Annotated in this window: 12 protein-coding genes; 9 read left to right on the top strand and 3 right to left on the bottom strand. The window is 62.1% G+C overall.

Annotated features, from left to right (window positions below; genetic code table 11):
* The first annotated feature begins 15 nt into the window (after nt 1-15).
* Together ACFQDI_RS13770 and ACFQDI_RS13775 are read left to right on the top strand one after the other, a co-directional pair.
* Nucleotides 16-978, top strand: a complete 963-nt coding sequence (locus ACFQDI_RS13770; protein WP_377167560.1) for a MerR family transcriptional regulator — start codon at nt 16-18, stop codon at nt 976-978.
* 42 nt (nt 979-1,020) lie between these two features.
* On the top strand, nt 1,021-1,848 hold the full coding sequence (locus ACFQDI_RS13775) for a fumarylacetoacetate hydrolase family protein (protein ID WP_377167563.1): 828 nt from the start codon (nt 1,021-1,023) through the stop codon (nt 1,846-1,848).
* A gap of 23 nt (nt 1,849-1,871) precedes the next feature.
* Here ACFQDI_RS13775 and ACFQDI_RS13780 read toward each other — a convergent pair whose 3' ends face one another.
* Entirely contained in the window at nt 1,872-2,120 is a 249-nt protein-coding gene (locus tag ACFQDI_RS13780) for a hypothetical protein (protein ID WP_377167566.1), read from the bottom strand.
* 201 nt (nt 2,121-2,321) lie between these two features.
* Here ACFQDI_RS13780 and ACFQDI_RS13785 point away from each other — a divergent pair, with 201 nt between their 5' ends.
* Together ACFQDI_RS13785 and ACFQDI_RS13790 are read left to right on the top strand one after the other, a co-directional pair.
* Nucleotides 2,322-3,110, top strand: coding sequence for a hypothetical protein (locus tag ACFQDI_RS13785; RefSeq protein WP_377167569.1), 789 nt, complete (start codon nt 2,322-2,324; stop codon nt 3,108-3,110).
* A 318-nt stretch (nt 3,111-3,428) separates the two neighbouring features.
* Complete coding sequence (locus ACFQDI_RS13790) at nt 3,429-5,012, top strand: aldehyde dehydrogenase (NADP(+)) (protein WP_377167572.1); 1,584 nt, start codon at nt 3,429-3,431, stop codon at nt 5,010-5,012.
* A gap of 86 nt (nt 5,013-5,098) precedes the next feature.
* Here ACFQDI_RS13790 and ACFQDI_RS13795 read toward each other — a convergent pair whose 3' ends face one another.
* Nucleotides 5,099-6,538 carry an AAA family ATPase gene (locus tag ACFQDI_RS13795; RefSeq protein ID WP_377167575.1) on the bottom strand — a complete coding sequence of 480 codons (1,440 nt, stop codon included), beginning with the start codon at nt 6,536-6,538 and terminating at the stop codon, nt 5,099-5,101.
* A gap of 196 nt (nt 6,539-6,734) precedes the next feature.
* Between ACFQDI_RS13795 and ACFQDI_RS13800 the strand changes: the two genes are divergently transcribed.
* Both ACFQDI_RS13800 and ACFQDI_RS13805 read left to right on the top strand, forming a co-directional pair.
* Complete coding sequence (locus tag ACFQDI_RS13800) at nt 6,735-7,376, top strand: hypothetical protein (protein WP_377167578.1); 642 nt, start codon at nt 6,735-6,737, stop codon at nt 7,374-7,376.
* Nucleotides 7,377-7,472: 96 nt separating this feature from the next.
* Nucleotides 7,473-9,476 carry a DUF1553 domain-containing protein gene (locus tag ACFQDI_RS13805; protein ID WP_377167581.1) on the top strand — a complete coding sequence of 668 codons (2,004 nt, stop codon included), beginning with the start codon at nt 7,473-7,475 and terminating at the stop codon, nt 9,474-9,476.
* A 49-nt stretch (nt 9,477-9,525) separates the two neighbouring features.
* Here ACFQDI_RS13805 and ACFQDI_RS13810 read toward each other — a convergent pair whose 3' ends face one another.
* Nucleotides 9,526-11,070, bottom strand: a complete 1,545-nt coding sequence (locus ACFQDI_RS13810) for a sialidase family protein (RefSeq protein WP_377167584.1) — start codon at nt 11,068-11,070, stop codon at nt 9,526-9,528.
* 213 nt (nt 11,071-11,283) lie between these two features.
* Here ACFQDI_RS13810 and ACFQDI_RS13815 point away from each other — a divergent pair, with 213 nt between their 5' ends.
* The 3 genes from ACFQDI_RS13815 to ACFQDI_RS13825 all read left to right on the top strand — a co-directional run bounded on the left by ACFQDI_RS13815 (nt 11,284) and on the right by ACFQDI_RS13825 (nt 14,421).
* The gene (locus ACFQDI_RS13815) at nt 11,284-12,663 is read left to right on the top strand and encodes a hypothetical protein (RefSeq protein ID WP_377167587.1); all 1,380 of its coding nucleotides are present in this window, start codon (nt 11,284-11,286) and stop codon (nt 12,661-12,663) included.
* Between the two features lie 210 nt (nt 12,664-12,873).
* Nucleotides 12,874-13,593: a hypothetical protein gene (locus ACFQDI_RS13820; protein WP_377167590.1), complete on the top strand. Its 720-nt coding sequence runs from the start codon at nt 12,874-12,876 to the stop codon at nt 13,591-13,593.
* Between the two features lie 156 nt (nt 13,594-13,749).
* On the top strand, nt 13,750-14,421 hold the full coding sequence (locus ACFQDI_RS13825) for a histidine phosphatase family protein (protein WP_377167593.1): 672 nt from the start codon (nt 13,750-13,752) through the stop codon (nt 14,419-14,421).
* Nucleotides 14,422-14,428: the final 7 nt, after the last annotated feature.

Raw genomic sequence — 14,428 nt, forward strand, 5'->3', positions numbered from 1 at the left:
CCCATACATTTGTTCATGCCCTGTCCTATCCAGCTCGCCAGCAAACTTAGCGGTCTCAGCCAGCATGTGATTCGCATGTGGGAGAGGCGTTATAGCGCACTGAGCCCCAGCCGCACCTGCACGAACCGCCGCATGTATTGCGATGAGGCCGTAAAACGGCTGAAGTTGTTGAAGATTCTTACGGAAAATGGGCATCGTATTGGTGGCGTCGCGCGCTTGTCCACCGCAGAGCTTGAGGAGCTGGCCCGGGGGGCTGTTCCTGTCGCTCTGCCTGCACCTGCGCTTCCTGCCGATCCGACCACCCCTATGCCTGCCGAGGTGCCTGTGCCTCAGAGCCCTCAGCCTGATCCCGGCCAGTTCATCGAGGATTCCATTGCTGCCTCCAAACGGTACGACAGCGAGGGGCTACGACGTGTGTTGCTTCAGGCCAGGCTGCACCTTGGCCAGCGCGGCATGCTGCATCAGGTCATCTGCCCTCTGCTCATCCAGATTGGCAACAACTGGCGAGATGGCCAGCTTCGCGCCAGCCATGAGCACATCACCACTGCGGTGATCCGGGAGCTGCTCCTCACACCTGTGCCGGGCAGCCAGGTGCCGCTGCACGCGCCAGAGCTTGTGGTGGCCACGCCTGCGGGTGAACTGCATGAACTCGGCGCACTGATTGTGGCCGCCACGGCGCGTGATCTGGGCTGGTATGTGACCTATCTCGGGCCCAATCTGCCAGTGGAGGAGATAGCCGCCTGCGCCATCGCCAGGAATGCCACGGCAGTGGCCCTCAGTGTGGTTTTTCCGGAGAAGTGCCCGGTCATTCTGGAAAAACTGGGGCGCATCCGGGAACTGCTCCCGCCCACCATGCGCTTGATTGTCGGTGGGCGTGCAGCAGAGGGCTATCGGGACAGCATGCCCGGAGATGTCGGCATTCAGTGGGTCAGCTGTCTGCATGGATTGGACGAAGCCCTATGCAAGAATCAGCGGTGAGCCGGTTGCGCGCGGCTGGACATTCTCTAGTCTGGCTTCCTCATGCTCCTCTACCGCACCACTCAAGGCTGTTTTATCCAAACGCAAAATTCCTGGCACGCCGTGCCGGAAAGCAACTGGGATGCGCTGCTCGAAGTCGTGGGCCTCTCCGCCTATCTTGCCCAGATTGCCACGACGACACCAGCCGTGGATGCTCCTGCACCCGAATCCATCCTGGCCCCCATCGTTTCTCAGGAAGTGTGGGCTGCAGGGGTCACCTACTTCCGCAGCCGCACAGCGCGCATGGAAGAGAGCAAAGATGCCGGCGGAGGCAGCTTCTATGACCGCGTGTATGCGGCAGAGCGCCCGGAAATTTTCTTCAAGGCCACGCCGCAGCGGGTGGCTCATCCCGGTCAGGCGATGCACCTTCGCAGTGACTCCAAGTGGATGGTGCCCGAACCCGAGCTCACCCTCTGCATCAATAGCCGTGGCGAGATCATCGGCTACACCGTGGGCAATGACCTCTCCTGCCGTGACATCGAAGGGGAAAATCCGCTCTATCTTCCGCAGGCCAAATGCTTCAAGCTCTGCGCCGCGCTCGGTCCAGCCATCCTCATTCAAAACGAAGCTCCTGCACCCACCACGCGCATCCATCTGCAGATCGACCGCGCCGGAGCCGCCGCCTTTGAGGGGGAGACCACCGTCTCTCAGCTCAAGCGTACTCCCGCCGAGCTCGCGGGCTTCCTCTTTCGTGACAACACCTTTCCCACCGGCACCTTTCTCATGACCGGTACCGGCATTGTCCCTGGCGATGAATTTACCCTGCAAAGCGGCGATGTCATCAGCATCACCATCGACGGCATCGGCACGCTGGTGAACCCGATGGCGTAAAAGCCTGCGATGCCAAGCGCTGGTCACCTGTGGAATTTATCTCGCTCGATCTTCCTGCTCTGCATCTCCAGTCTACCCATTTCCATGGCTGTTGTCTCCCGATCATTAGGGGTTAAGGCATCCAGGTAGCCTCGTGGATTGATGGTGCGCAGATCAGACATGCTCATGGGCTTGGACAGGTAAGTCCCGCTGGAGGAGCAGTGGGTCAATGCGTTTGCGGCAGTGATCAGCAGGAGCATCCTGTGCATGTTTTTGCGGGGCAGGGGCTTCATGGCGGCGGGTGGCGTGTCCCCGGCTGAAACGAGATCAGCCTGACCTTCTTTCTCCTTCCGGCTGCCAAGCTCTCAGGTCCTTGGAATCACAGGCGTTTCTGCGGGGGGAACTGGTGAAGATGGGCTTCTTGGAAGGGGGAGAACTGCGGCTTGAATAAAAAATCTAGGTCTGCGTCTGAGGTTCTGGTGCATCTTCCGACCTTGAAACACGCCGCCCTCGTCCCTGCGTTTGTCCTTGTCCTTCTTTCGGTCGCGCTCGTCAGTTGCCGCTCAGACCCCACTCTTTCAGTCACCAGCAGTCTGCCGAGGCATGGGCTACGTGGAAAGACGCTGGCCATCGGCGGGCTCACGGCTCCGGGCACAAACATCTACCCTGGGCAGGAGGAGGAAAGCATCATCCTCGTGAATGCAGAGCACGAGCTGCGGAAGCACCTGAAGCACTCGCGTGTGCTCAGCATGGCGGCGGTGCAGCAGGCGGTGGGCCATGCGCCCGCCAAGTTCAGCTCAGGAGTCCCCATCATTCTCGGTAGCAAACTCAGCCCTGCCTTTATGCGCAAGGCTCGGGGTCGCGGAATCGACTGCCTTTTGTGGATCGATCTCCGCCTCAACTCGGTCGATGCCGACACCCGTCAAAACACCTTCACCCGTACCTTCAGGAACAGCTGCAGCTGTGGCAAGGTGAATGGCAAATCCTGCGGGGGCGGCTCCTGTGCCAGCGGCTGTAGCAGGTCCTGTGGCAGCTACTCCACCGAGTCGGAAAATGTGGTGAGCAAGATCGCGCGGCGCACGGTGGGTGCCAGCTACTCGCTCTTGGACACCGCCACCGGTCACGTGGTCTGGCAGGCGGAGTCCATGCTGACAAGGGGCAACGTGCGCAGCAACAGATCCACCACAGGCGTGCCGGTGCCACCCACCACGCCGCTGCCGCCCACGGAATCCGCGATCATGCTGCGCATGACCCATGCCGCGCTTGACAGGCTGCCGCAGTGATTTCAACGCCTGCCTGCGGTTGCTGGCCGCACCGGCAAAGGAGCGTAGACCTCCGATTCCGCAGCATTCCTCAATCACTCGCAGCTCCGCTCTTTCCCAAAAAGGAACTTGGTGAGGTTCGTGCGGCGTGCGCGTATCCAGAGCGGGCTGTCCGCAACCCGTGCTGTGGAAATGAGTTTGGCAATCCGCTGCACCTCTCCAAACCCTTCTCTCACTCGAACGACCTGCTGCGGACTCGGAGGTCCGCGCTCCAAGGCGGGTTCTGTTCACGCACGAATGCTGGACTAGCTCGCATTTCTCTTTAGAAACTCCCCAACCATGACACTCACCGGACATCACTTCATCGCAGGCCGCGAGGCGGCTCCCCACGGCCATCTGTTCCACGCTTTCAATCCTACCACCAGCGCCCAGCTTGAGCCCGCCTACGGTGATGCCACCCATGCCGAGGCTGATGAAGCCATGCAGGCGGCGGATGCCGCGTTTGACGCTCTGCGCTTAGCCACACCTGAAACGCGTGCGACGCTGCTCGACACCATCGCCGAAGAAATCACCGCTCTGGGGGATGCGCTTTTGGAGCGTGCGCATGCCGAGTGTGCCCTGCCGATGGCTCGTCTCACCGGAGAGCGCGGTCGTGCGATCGGACAGCTCAAACTCTTTGCCGCCCTGATCCGTGAGGGCTCCTGGGCAAATGCCTGTGTGGATCATGCCATTCCCGACCGCCAGCCGCTGCCAAAGCCGGACGTGCGCCGCGTCATGCTGCCCATCGGGCCCGTGGTCGTCTTCGGGGCGAGCAATTTCCCCTTCGCCATCGGCGTCATCGGCACGGACACGGTCTGCGCACTGGCCGCTGGCTGCCCCGTTGTCGTCAAAGGGCATCCTGCACACCCGGGCACCTGCGAAATGCTCGCCCGTGCGGTTCTGAATGCCCTGCACAAGGTGGGTCTGCCCGCTGGCTGCTTCTCCCTGCTGCATGGAAAGGGCAATGACATCGGCACCACGCTGACGAAGCACCCTCTCACCCAAGCGGTAGCCTTTACCGGCTCCCTGCGCGGTGGCCGTGCTCTGATGGACGTGGCCGCCGCTCGTGCACATCCCATCCCTGTTTACGCCGAAATGGGTTCTGTGAACCCGGTCTTCGTGCTCCCCGGAGCGCTCAAGGAGCGTGCTTCGAAAATCGCCGAGGCCTATGTGGGATCGGTGACGATGGGCGTGGGCCAGTTCTGCACCAATCCCGCCGTCGTTCTCGGCCTGAAGAGCGAGGAGCTGAACCAGTTCATCAGCAACGCCGCAGCCCTCGCGGGCAAAGTGGCCCCCCAGACCATGCTGCATCGTGGTATCTGCGAGGCCTATGATGCCGGCACCGCCGTGTGGCAGACCGTGAAGGGGCTGCAGCTCGTGGGCGAGTCGGAGACTCCTTCCAGCGAAACCGCCTCCCAGGCCGCCTGTCGCATCTTCACCACCACCATCGACGTGCTGGAGTCCAATGCCGAGCTGCGCCGCGAGGTGTTTGGCCCGTGCTCCATCATCACCCAGTGCGCCACGCTCGAAGACCTCCTGCGCTATGCAAACAGCCTCGAAGGCCAGCTCACCGCCACCATCCAGGGGACGGAGCAGGACCTGCGCGACTTCGCCCCGCTTATCCGCGTGCTGGAGCGCAAAGTGGGCCGCATCATCTTCAACGGTTTCCCCACCGGCATCGAAGTCTGCCCCTCCATGCACCACGGCGGCCCGTACCCTGCCGCCAGCCATAGCTTCTTCACCAGCATCGGCACCGGCAGCATCTACCGCTTCGTCCGTCCGGTCTGCTACCAGGGTTTCCCGGAAGAGGCGCTGCCAGAGCTGCTTAAAGACGCCAATCCCCGTGGTGCCATGCGCATCGTGGACGGCGTGATGGCTAGGTAGGGATGGCGGTCTCAGTGGGTCCTATACGTCGTATAGGACCCATTCGTCTTATTTGTCCTGGTCACGTCAGCCTTGGGCGGCTTCTCTTACCGCTCCTTCTTCGTATTCGAGGAAGGTGCGTTGAGGAACTTGCGCATGTCGTTGAAGATGCTGTTGGGGCCCTCCTGGGCCTGCGCGTGGGTGCGAACACCTTCAAACCACTCCTGGGTGCTGGGGGTGTGAGCCTTGGCTACGGCGAGCAGGAGTTCCAGCGTGATCGGCACGGGCTGCCCGGTGTGAATGGCGGCGGAAAGAGCCAGCTCTGCGGCGCGGTCAAAGACCCATTTCAGGTCGGCTCCGGAGAAACCGTTGGTGGCCTCGATCAGTTCGGTGTTGTCGAATTCGGCAATGGGCTTGTCTTTGGCCAGCAGTTCAATGATCTGCGCACGCGCAGGCGCGTCTGGCGGGGCCACGAAGATGGCCTGGTCAAAACGTCCGGGACGGCGGAAGGCGGGATCAAGCGCCCAGGGCTGGTTTGTGGCACCAATGACGAGGATGCGCTGGTTTTCGCTGCGGATGCCGTCCATCTCATGCAGAAACTGGTTCACCAGATTGCGCATCTGGCTTTCACGGATCTGCCGACGGTCCATCGCCAGGGAGTCGATGTCGTCAAACACCAGCACGCACGGGGCGTTGGCCCGTGCGGTTTCAAAGATCTGGTGCAGATTCCGCTCGGTGCTTCCGAAGTAGGGGTCAAAGATCTCGTGCAAGCCCACGGAAAGGTAGTTGCAGGGCACTTCGCCAGCGACGGCGCGGAGGATCAGCGTCTTGCCGCAGCCTGGGGGGCCGTAGATCAGGATGCCACCGCCGGTCTTACGGCCATAGGCTTTGTAGAGATCAGGGAACTGCAGGGGGTAGGTGATCTTGAGGCGTATCTCCTCTTTCAGCTCCTCCATGCCGCCCACATCGGCAAAAGTCACATTGCCGCGCTCGGGATCTCCCGGGGCGTAAAACGTCTCGGGCCTCCAGTCAAACGGAGGGTCATCAAAGGGATCATCGAAAAAATCGTCCTGGTCACCAGCGCCGGACATGGGGGCTTCCTGAGTGGGCGGCTCTGGAGCGGGGGCTGGGGCGGTTTTGCGGGCATCGCGCGCTGTTCGGCCCAGCTCGCGCTCCAGTGCTGGGTCGCTCATGGTGCCGTCGATCTGTGCCGCACGGTCAAAATGCTCAATGGCTTTGGGGCGGTCGCCTTCGCTCAGATACACGCGGCTCAGCAGCAGGTGGGCCTGCGCGTTGGTAGGTTCCAGAAAAATAACCCGCTCGGCACGGACAGCAGCCCCGGAGGTGTCTCCCTCCATGAACAGAACCTTGGCGATGCCCAGCATGGCATCGGTCTGGTCTGGATCCAGCTCCAAGGCGCGGGAAAAGACCTCCCGGGCCTCATCCAGGTGCAGTTCCTCGAGACAGGCACGACCATAGAGCAGCAGCAGCGAAAGGTTGTTCGGTGACTGGGTCAGAGCGTCGCGGAGTGCGGAGGAGGTTGGCATGGGTTTGATAGATAGACCGCCGCAGGCGCAGTCACGCTGAGATTTAAGTCCGCATGAAGCATGCCGCCAATGATTTCTTGAGACAAGCCAGACCCTTCCGAGCTGTCTTCAAGAGGCAGGATGGCAGCTCCATCAGGCATGTTTGAAAGTTGGCTGTAACAGTCTGCGTTGTTTGGGGTTGTTGCCTTGGATGACTATGAAAAGCTGTTTGATGGTTTTGATGTCTCTGGGAGTCACCGTCTCGGGTGTGGCAGAGGATATCAAGGGGGATCCCTTGCAGTCGCCTTCCATCGTTTTGTGTCTAAGACCATTACGGCTGGCGGAGCAGCCCGGATTGCCGGAAGCGGTGGAAACGGTGAGGAGGCTCACAACGGTCGCCCAAAAGCAAGAAGGTCTGCCAAAGCGTGCCGTAGAAGCGCTGGTGCTCATTTTTACCGATCTTTTCTCGCGGGAGCATGAGCTTGCTGCCGCAGAGAAGGCCCTGGCTCTGGCTGAGCGGCAGGCGACGGCCAAGGAGTTGCTGGCCACGCGTACCGAGACCGTCGGCAGCCCGCTCTCCGGGCCGAATCCACGGCTGGCGGCGATGTATCGCAAAGAAGCGGCAGCCACCCGGAGTGCTGCGACCCGGCGGCACGAGGTGGCGCTCAAAGTGCTCAAGGAGAAAATCGTCGCCTACAACGTTTCCGTGGGCTACTTCCAGTCCCAAGGCAGCACCGATGTTGTGATCGCGCTCGCGAGCTCGCTCTTTGCCGTTGTGGACCGCCACCTCCCGGGGTTTGATTTCAAACCCACGGTGTCACGCGAATGGCTTGTCAGGCAGAAGAGCCTGCAGGCTTGAGGTGGCACGGGTGGGGCGTCGTGCGCGCGAAGCCGTGGCTCTCCAGGCAGCTCTCTTTTTTGGAAAGGCCCGAGCCTTGAGCCGTGTACTCTGCCAGTGCGCATCTCCTCCTCAAGACTTGTCTGCCTGGCCGTGCTGCTTCTTGCCGCTGCGGGGAAGGGTATTGCCAAAAAAGATGATGGGCCCAAGCCGGTGCCGTGGTCCTTTGCGCCGCTGAAGCGCACCCCGCTGCCGCAGGTGCAGGACAAGGGCTGGCCGCGCACTCGCATTGACTACTACATCCTCTCCAAGATGGAGGCCGCCGGGCTGAAGCCTGCGCCACGTGCCGACGGGCGCGTACTGCAGCGCAGGCTGTCCTTTGATCTCACGGGGCTGCCGCCAGCGGAGCAGCTTTCCAGCGACGGCTCTAGTGCTTCTGCCCCTGAGCTTTCGGCGGAGCAGGGGATTGCTGGCTGGAGCCGCCGGGTGGATGAAACCCTGCGCAGCCCCCACTACGGCGAGCGCTGGGCACGCCACTGGCTGGACCTCGCCCGCTACGCTGACGAGACGCCGAACTGGCTGGACTCCACGAAGTACTCCTACCTTTACCGCGACTGGGTGGTGCAGGCGCTCAATGAGGACATGCCCTATGACCGCTTTGTGCTGCGTCAGCTTGCGACTGATTTCCTCCCGGACAGCAAGCCGCAGGATCGTGTGGCTTTGGGCTTCATCGGCCTGAGCCCCACGTATTTCAAAGAGCTGCAGCTGCCTCCCGAAATCATCAAGACCACCGTCGCGGATGAATGGGAGGAGCACGTGGACGCCATTGGCCGCACCTTCCTCGGCCTCACGCTGGCCTGCGCCCGCTGCCATGATCACAAGTCTGACCCCATCACTGCGCAGGATTACTACGCGCTGGCGGGCGTCTTTGCCTCGGTGAAGCTCTCCGAGCTGCCGACCATGAAAGACGAATTGTGGAAGCCTGTGGCCAAGGCACGCAGCGAGGTGGCCGCGCTGGAAAAGCAGATTGCCGATCTCAAGAAAAAGAAGCCCGCAGACCTGGCAAAGCAGATGCAGGAGTGCGAGGCCAAAATCACCGCCATCAAGAGCACGACACCCCACTTCAATATGCCCATGGCCAATGCCGTGGAGGAGGCCGCGCTCTACGTCGTGAACAAGGAAAAAGAGCACGGCACCAAGCTGGATTACAAGATGGGCATGGCGCGGGATCTTGAGCTGATGAAGCGCGGGAATCCGAACGACCTTGGCGAGACCGTGCCGCGCCGCTTTCTCTCCGCCTTCCCGTCCAAGACCGGCCTTCCGCGCAAATTTACCACCGGCAGCGGCCGCCTGGAGCTGGCACAGGCCATCACGGAAGATGCCGCCCCGCTGACCGCACGGGTCATCGTGAATCGTGTGTGGAAGCACCATTTTGGGCGCGGTCTGGTCGATACTCCCAGCGAGTTCGGCAATCTTGGTGAAGCCCCCACACACCCTGAACTGCTGGACGATCTCGCAGGCCGCTTCATGGAGCACGGCTGGTCGCTCAAGTGGCTGCATCGTGAGATTCTAAATTCCGCCACCTGGCAGCAGAGCAGTGTGGCTGCCGTCTCTGAGCAGCGCGATCCCGAGAACAGGCTTTACACCCGCATGCTGCGCCGCAGGCTTGACTGGGAATCCTGGCGCGATGCCATCCTCAGCGCTTCAGGTCAGCTCGATCTCACCCTCGGGGGGCCTGCTTCAGCCGTCAGCGCCACGACCAACCTGCGCCGCTCGCTCTACGGAGCCGCAGACCGTCAGGACATGGACCCCATGCTTCGCATCCATGATGTGCCAGATCCTGGCGCGCACAGCCCGTGGCGCACCGAGACCATTACCCCGCTGCAGGGATTGTTTGCTCTGAACTCCCCCTTCATGCAGCAGCAGTCCGCCGTGCTGGGGAAGTGGGCTATGGCACACCGCCTGGAGGATGTCTATGCGCGTCTGTTTGGCCGCAAGCCAAGCGCACACGAGGCCAGTGTGGCGCAGGCATTTGTCAGCGGAAGAGAGAAGGACTCCGCCGTGTGGACGCAGTACGCTCAGGCGCTGCTGGCTGGGAATGAGATGCTGTTTGTGGATTGAGCTCGAGCCCGCTGATCAGCGGTGAGGCTGGTCAGTTTGTGCGCGCCCACTACTTCTTCTCCGCGCCCTCCGGCGCTTTCACAACCGATACCAGCACCGAGGTATTCGGAGCCTTGCCGGAATAGAACGAGAGGTAATGCGTGTTCCCGATTACCGTGGCGTTCACATTGCCCGCATCATATGCGATCTGGCTGCCTGTGGCGATGGCTTCGGATGCGGGCCAGAGCAGCGGATGCTTAAACACTTTGCCCGGCTCCACCACGCGGCGGCGCAGGATGCCCGCGCGTCCCCGCTGGTAGTAGTAGAGGCTCAGCAGTCCGCTCTTCTCATCGAGAATGAGGCTCGGGGTGGAGGCTGCAACATCGCTGATGTTGGTCTGCTTGCGCGTCCACGTTTTGCCGTAGTCGGTGGAGGTTATCTGAAACTGCGAGCGCACGGTGCCCGGCCCGCCCATCTCTGTGCGTGCTATGCAGAGGATCTTGCCGTCTCCGAGGTACACGGCGGCGGGTTCGGTGGGCCACTGATCTTTGGGCAGGCCGGTCTCCACCGGGGTTTGCGTCCAGGTCTTGCCATCGTCCTGGCTGGTTACCATGCCCCAGGCGTTGTCAGAATCTTGGCCATAGTTTCCGGCAAACCACAGCGACATCAGGCCCACGGTGGGGACGGAAAACACGTCCGTGATCTGCACGGGCCGTACGTCGAGCTTGGGCGTGGAGATGAGGGTGAACTTTACCCCGTCCGTGCTGCGGTAGAGATCTTGGTGCCACTCCTTGCCCACACGGCGCACCCACAGCAGCATCGCGCCGGTGGAGTCCAGGCCCTTGCCCACAGGCACATCGCCGTAGCCGGGGGAGTCGGCCACCAGCGTCTCAGCGGTCCACGTTTTGCCGCCATCGCTGGAGGTGCGTGCATAGGTGGCGCGGGCGTCTTCGCCAATGGTGTGGCCTGAGCCCCGTGTGTAAACGCACACCAGCTTGTCGCCCAGTGCCTGGAGCATCGGCCAGGAGTTGTAACCGGGGGCGTCCTGTACCACCAGCGGCTTGGCTGGCGCTTTCAAGGGCGTCACCTTCACCATCGCCAGTCCGGTGGGACGGGTGAAAGTATCTGCGGGGTCGCCGGGCTCGCGCTGAATGCGCACGGTCAGGGGCGCAGCGGGCAACACCTCGTAGTAGGTCTCAAGCACGATGTTACGGGAGTGCAGCGGCTCAGCGGGCAGCGCAGTGCGCACGGGGTCACCTTGCAGATGCCTCGCCGTGAAGGGTGCCCCCTCGATCATCTGGGAAAGGTGGACGCGGTAGACATCTTCAAATGCCGGGCTCGTCTCCGCATCGGTGGAGGTTACGGTGATTTCCACCCGCACACCACCGCAGTCGCGCGGCAGGCCGCTCACCACGCCGCACACGGACTGCCCCTCCGTGCCGCCGGACATGGACCACACCGGGATGTGTGTGGAGCCGCTGGACATGAGCACAAGTGATGGCTTGCCCGTGGCGATGGAAAGCTGGCTGGCGCTCAGACAAATCGGGGCGTCTTCCGCGATGGCGGAGCTGAGCTGGGCTGAAAGGAGCGCGATGGAGAGAAGAGCACGATGCATGCGGAAGGTGTCGGCAGGAGCGGGCCGTGGTCAAGAGAGGCTGAGTGGGTAATGGCTTGGGGAGCGGCACGCATCGCTTTGCCTGCTTCAGCCGGCTCAGAACGCCGCCTCCGTAAACTTCCGGCAGCCTGAAGCTTGAAACGCGGCTTCATCCTTTACACCCGCCCATCTGAGACCATGATGACAGCCCGTTTTTTTCCCCGACCACCTGTAATGACCACGAAGCTCGATCCCAAATTCCTTTCCCTCCTTGCAGACACGGCGCAGAAACTCCAAGCGCTTGAAATCCAGCCCCGTGTGCTCGATGAAGCCGCGCCGGAGCTCACCGCCACAGCGGCGGAGCTGAGTCAAAAATTGATCGACTACACCACGCAGCTCACCGCCGCTATGGAGGCAAAGGTGGCTGCCGACATCGCAGAGCGCGAGGCTGCCAAGGCGCAGGCGCTGGCCGAGAAGGAGGCCGCGCGCCTGGCCGCGCTCGCCGAGAAGGAAGCCGCCCGCATCGCCAAGGAGCAGGCCGCTGCCGCTGCCAAAGCGCAGGCTCAGCTGGAACTGGAGGCCATGCGCGCCGCCGCCGCTGCCATCAAGGCCAAGGAACTGGCAGAAAAGGAGGAAGCCAAAGCCCGTGCCCTGGCTGAAAAAGAGGCCGCTCGTCTGGCCAAGGAACGTGAAGCCGCCGAGAAGATCGCCGCCAAGGAGCGCGCCCAGGCAGAACGCCTGGCCGCCCTGCTCGCTGCTGCCGAAGCCAAGGCACAGGCGCTGGCTGAGAAAGAGGCTGCCAAAGAGGCCGAGCGCCTCGCCAAAGAGCAGGCCGCTCTCGAGAAAGCCGAAGCCAAAGCCCGCGAGCAGGCCGAGAAGGAAGCCGCCAAAGAAGCCGCCCGCCTTGCCAAGGAGCAGGCCGAAGCCGAGAAGGCCGCCGCGAAGGAAGCTGCACGCATTGCCAAAGAACAGGCAGAGGCAGAGAAAGCCGCCGCCAAGGAGGCTGCACGCCTGGCCAAGGAACAGGAAGCCGCCGAGAAAGCCGCGGCCAAGGAGAAGGCCGAGGCCGAGAAACTGGCCGCCATGCTCGCCGCCGCTGAGGCCAAGGCCGCGCTGCTTGCCCAGAAGGAGGCCGAAAAAGCCGCTGCTGCTGCTGCCAAGGAAGCTGCCCGCCTCGCCAAAGAGCAGGCAGATGCTGAAAAAGCCGCCGCCAAGGCCCAGGCTCTCGCGGAAAAGGAAGCCGCCAAAGAGGCCGCACGCCTCGCCAAGGAGCAGGCCGAAGCCGAGAAAGCCGCCATCAAAGCCCAGGCCGAAGCCGAGCGTGAAGCTCTCCGTGTTGCTGCTGCCGAACTGAAAGCCAAGCAGCAGGCTGAAAAAGATGCCATCCGGATTGAGAAAGAAAAACGCGCCGCCGAAGCCGCCGCCGCCAAAGCCGCCCAGGACGCCGAACGTGCCAAGCTCACCCAGGCCGAGGAAGAAGCCAAAGCCAGACGTGCTGAAGCCCGAGCCAAAGCCATCGCTGAGTACGAAGCCAAGCAGAAAGCCCGCCAGGCCGCTGCACTCGCCGCCATGCAGGCAGACAAAGCCGCACTCAAGGCGGAGACGAAGAAGTAGGGGGCTCTGAGGAGTCGGCCATTCCACAAGGACAGCCTTGTGGATTCGGCCTATCCTGTGTGAGACTCTGTGTGCGGGGTGCGGTGGTGGGACTGCAGCGGCTTTTGAATGCCACGCTTTTCATTCCTGAAAGTGTGTTGTAGGCCCGCTTCCAATTCCCGTTTCAGACTGTCATTGCCAAGAACCGGGGGATCCGGTTCACTCGCGTAGATGTTTAGTTATCGGTTTTGTTTTTATGCGATTCACACAGCTCCTTGGGCGCTGATCGGGGGCTGGCTGTTGAACCTGCTGTTTTTGCGGGAGCAGCCTTCTGGCGGTCATGCCCCTCATCTGGTGTGGGTGTGGCTCGGGCTGATGATGATCTATGGGCTGTTGGGGCTGGTGCTGGGAGTAAAGATGATCCGCCGGCGCTTGCTGCTGTATTGTCCGTTTTGCGCCCGCCCGGGACCGGCTTATCTGGACCGCTCTGAAGGGCTGACGATGAACTGTCCCTCTTGCGGCGAAATTCGGGGCGGGGGATTGCTGGGGTGGAAGATCGTCCGTGACAGGGGGGAGCACTGCGGGCCGAAGCCTGCCGTACCTGTTCGGAAGGTGCAGTTTCGCTCGCCATGGTTCTGGGTGTTGTTTGGCATCTCCGTTCTGTCGGCTCTGTGTGGGGTGGCGATCCATGAGTTCAGCTTTCTCACCGTGTTTGGTCCGTTGTGGTGTTTTCTGGTGGCGAGCCATCTGGTGCAGACGCTGAGCACCGGCTGTTTGGATGACAATGCAGGCCCCACCTTCCGCAGCCGTCAGCCGCTAAAGTTCTGGGTCCGAACCACCGTTTGGTTTTTGGCGTACGTGTTTGCCGCTTTTATGCCGGTGGGCCATGCACTGCAGGAAAAAGGGAAGATGGAGGGGCGGGCGGCGGTGAGGCATGAAGGAGTGCGGTAAGCAGTTGCAGTCTCTCCAGCGGCACCTGCCATCCGCCCTGCGAGGGCTGCAGCGGCGTTCGTTCCTGCTTTTCGCAAACGCACTCCCAACAAACATGCACGCGTGATTTTTTTTGCATGCCTTCACCCGCGTTTGCCATCGCTCATCACAGCGCCTATGGCAGACGCCCCCATGAAGAAAAAGATCTGGTTCATCCGTCACGCCGAAAGTCTCAGCAATGCAGGGTTTCCCACGGACACGCCGCATGAGATCGGCCTGAGTGAAAAGGGGCTGGCACAGGCGGAGGCTCTGGGGGCGCAGTGGCACACGGTGCCTGAGCTGATCGTGGTTTCCCGCTATGCACGCACGGGCTTCACCGTGGAGCCGCTGCGCAGACGCATGCCGCAGGTACCGGTGCTCATGCTGCCGCTGCATGAGCTGACCTTTCTGGCCCCCGCCCGCTATGTGGGCACCACCGAGACGCTGCGCCGCGAGCCTGCACGCCAGTACTGGGAGCGCTGCGATCCCGACTACTGCGATGGCGAGGGGGCGGAGAGCTTTCGCGAATTCTACGTCCGCATTGACGAATCCCTGGCCGCACTGCGGCAGCGTACGGAGCAGGGCATCCTCGTGGTCTGCCACGGCTACGTCATCAAGGCGATCCTGTGGAGGCAGATGAATCCCGAAGCGGCGGTGACCGCCGACTACATGCGTGCTTTCTACGACTTCCACCTCCGCTGTGTGGTGCCGAATGTGATGGTGTACCCCTTTGAATGCGAAACTGGCCAGCCGCTCTCCATGCTGACGCCGTTTGAGATTCAGATCCAGGGGCATTCATCGTGGAAATGACGGCCCG

The sequence above is a fragment of the Prosthecobacter fluviatilis genome, assembly GCF_042655725.1.
GTDB classification, from domain to species: domain Bacteria; phylum Verrucomicrobiota; class Verrucomicrobiia; order Verrucomicrobiales; family Verrucomicrobiaceae; genus Prosthecobacter; species Prosthecobacter fluviatilis.

What these genes read in the sequence shown, in the direction of transcription:
- ACFQDI_RS13770 (WP_377167560.1), top strand. Translation starts at nt 16, where the DNA reads ATGCCCTGTCCTATCCAGCTCGCCAGCAAACTTAGCGGTCTCAGCCAG.
- ACFQDI_RS13775 (WP_377167563.1), top strand. Translation starts at nt 1,021, where the DNA reads ATGCTCCTCTACCGCACCACTCAAGGCTGTTTTATCCAAACGCAAAAT.
- ACFQDI_RS13780 (WP_377167566.1), bottom strand. Translation starts at nt 2,120, where the DNA reads ATGAAGCCCCTGCCCCGCAAAAACATGCACAGGATGCTCCTGCTGATC.
- ACFQDI_RS13790 (WP_377167572.1), top strand. Translation starts at nt 3,429, where the DNA reads ATGACACTCACCGGACATCACTTCATCGCAGGCCGCGAGGCGGCTCCC.
- ACFQDI_RS13795 (WP_377167575.1), bottom strand. Translation starts at nt 6,538, where the DNA reads ATGCCAACCTCCTCCGCACTCCGCGACGCTCTGACCCAGTCACCGAAC.
- ACFQDI_RS13800 (WP_377167578.1), top strand. Translation starts at nt 6,735, where the DNA reads ATGAAAAGCTGTTTGATGGTTTTGATGTCTCTGGGAGTCACCGTCTCG.
- ACFQDI_RS13810 (WP_377167584.1), bottom strand. Translation starts at nt 11,070, where the DNA reads ATGCATCGTGCTCTTCTCTCCATCGCGCTCCTTTCAGCCCAGCTCAGC.
- ACFQDI_RS13815 (WP_377167587.1), top strand. Translation starts at nt 11,284, where the DNA reads ATGACCACGAAGCTCGATCCCAAATTCCTTTCCCTCCTTGCAGACACG.
- ACFQDI_RS13820 (WP_377167590.1), top strand. Translation starts at nt 12,874, where the DNA reads ATGTTTAGTTATCGGTTTTGTTTTTATGCGATTCACACAGCTCCTTGG.
- ACFQDI_RS13825 (WP_377167593.1), top strand. Translation starts at nt 13,750, where the DNA reads ATGGCAGACGCCCCCATGAAGAAAAAGATCTGGTTCATCCGTCACGCC.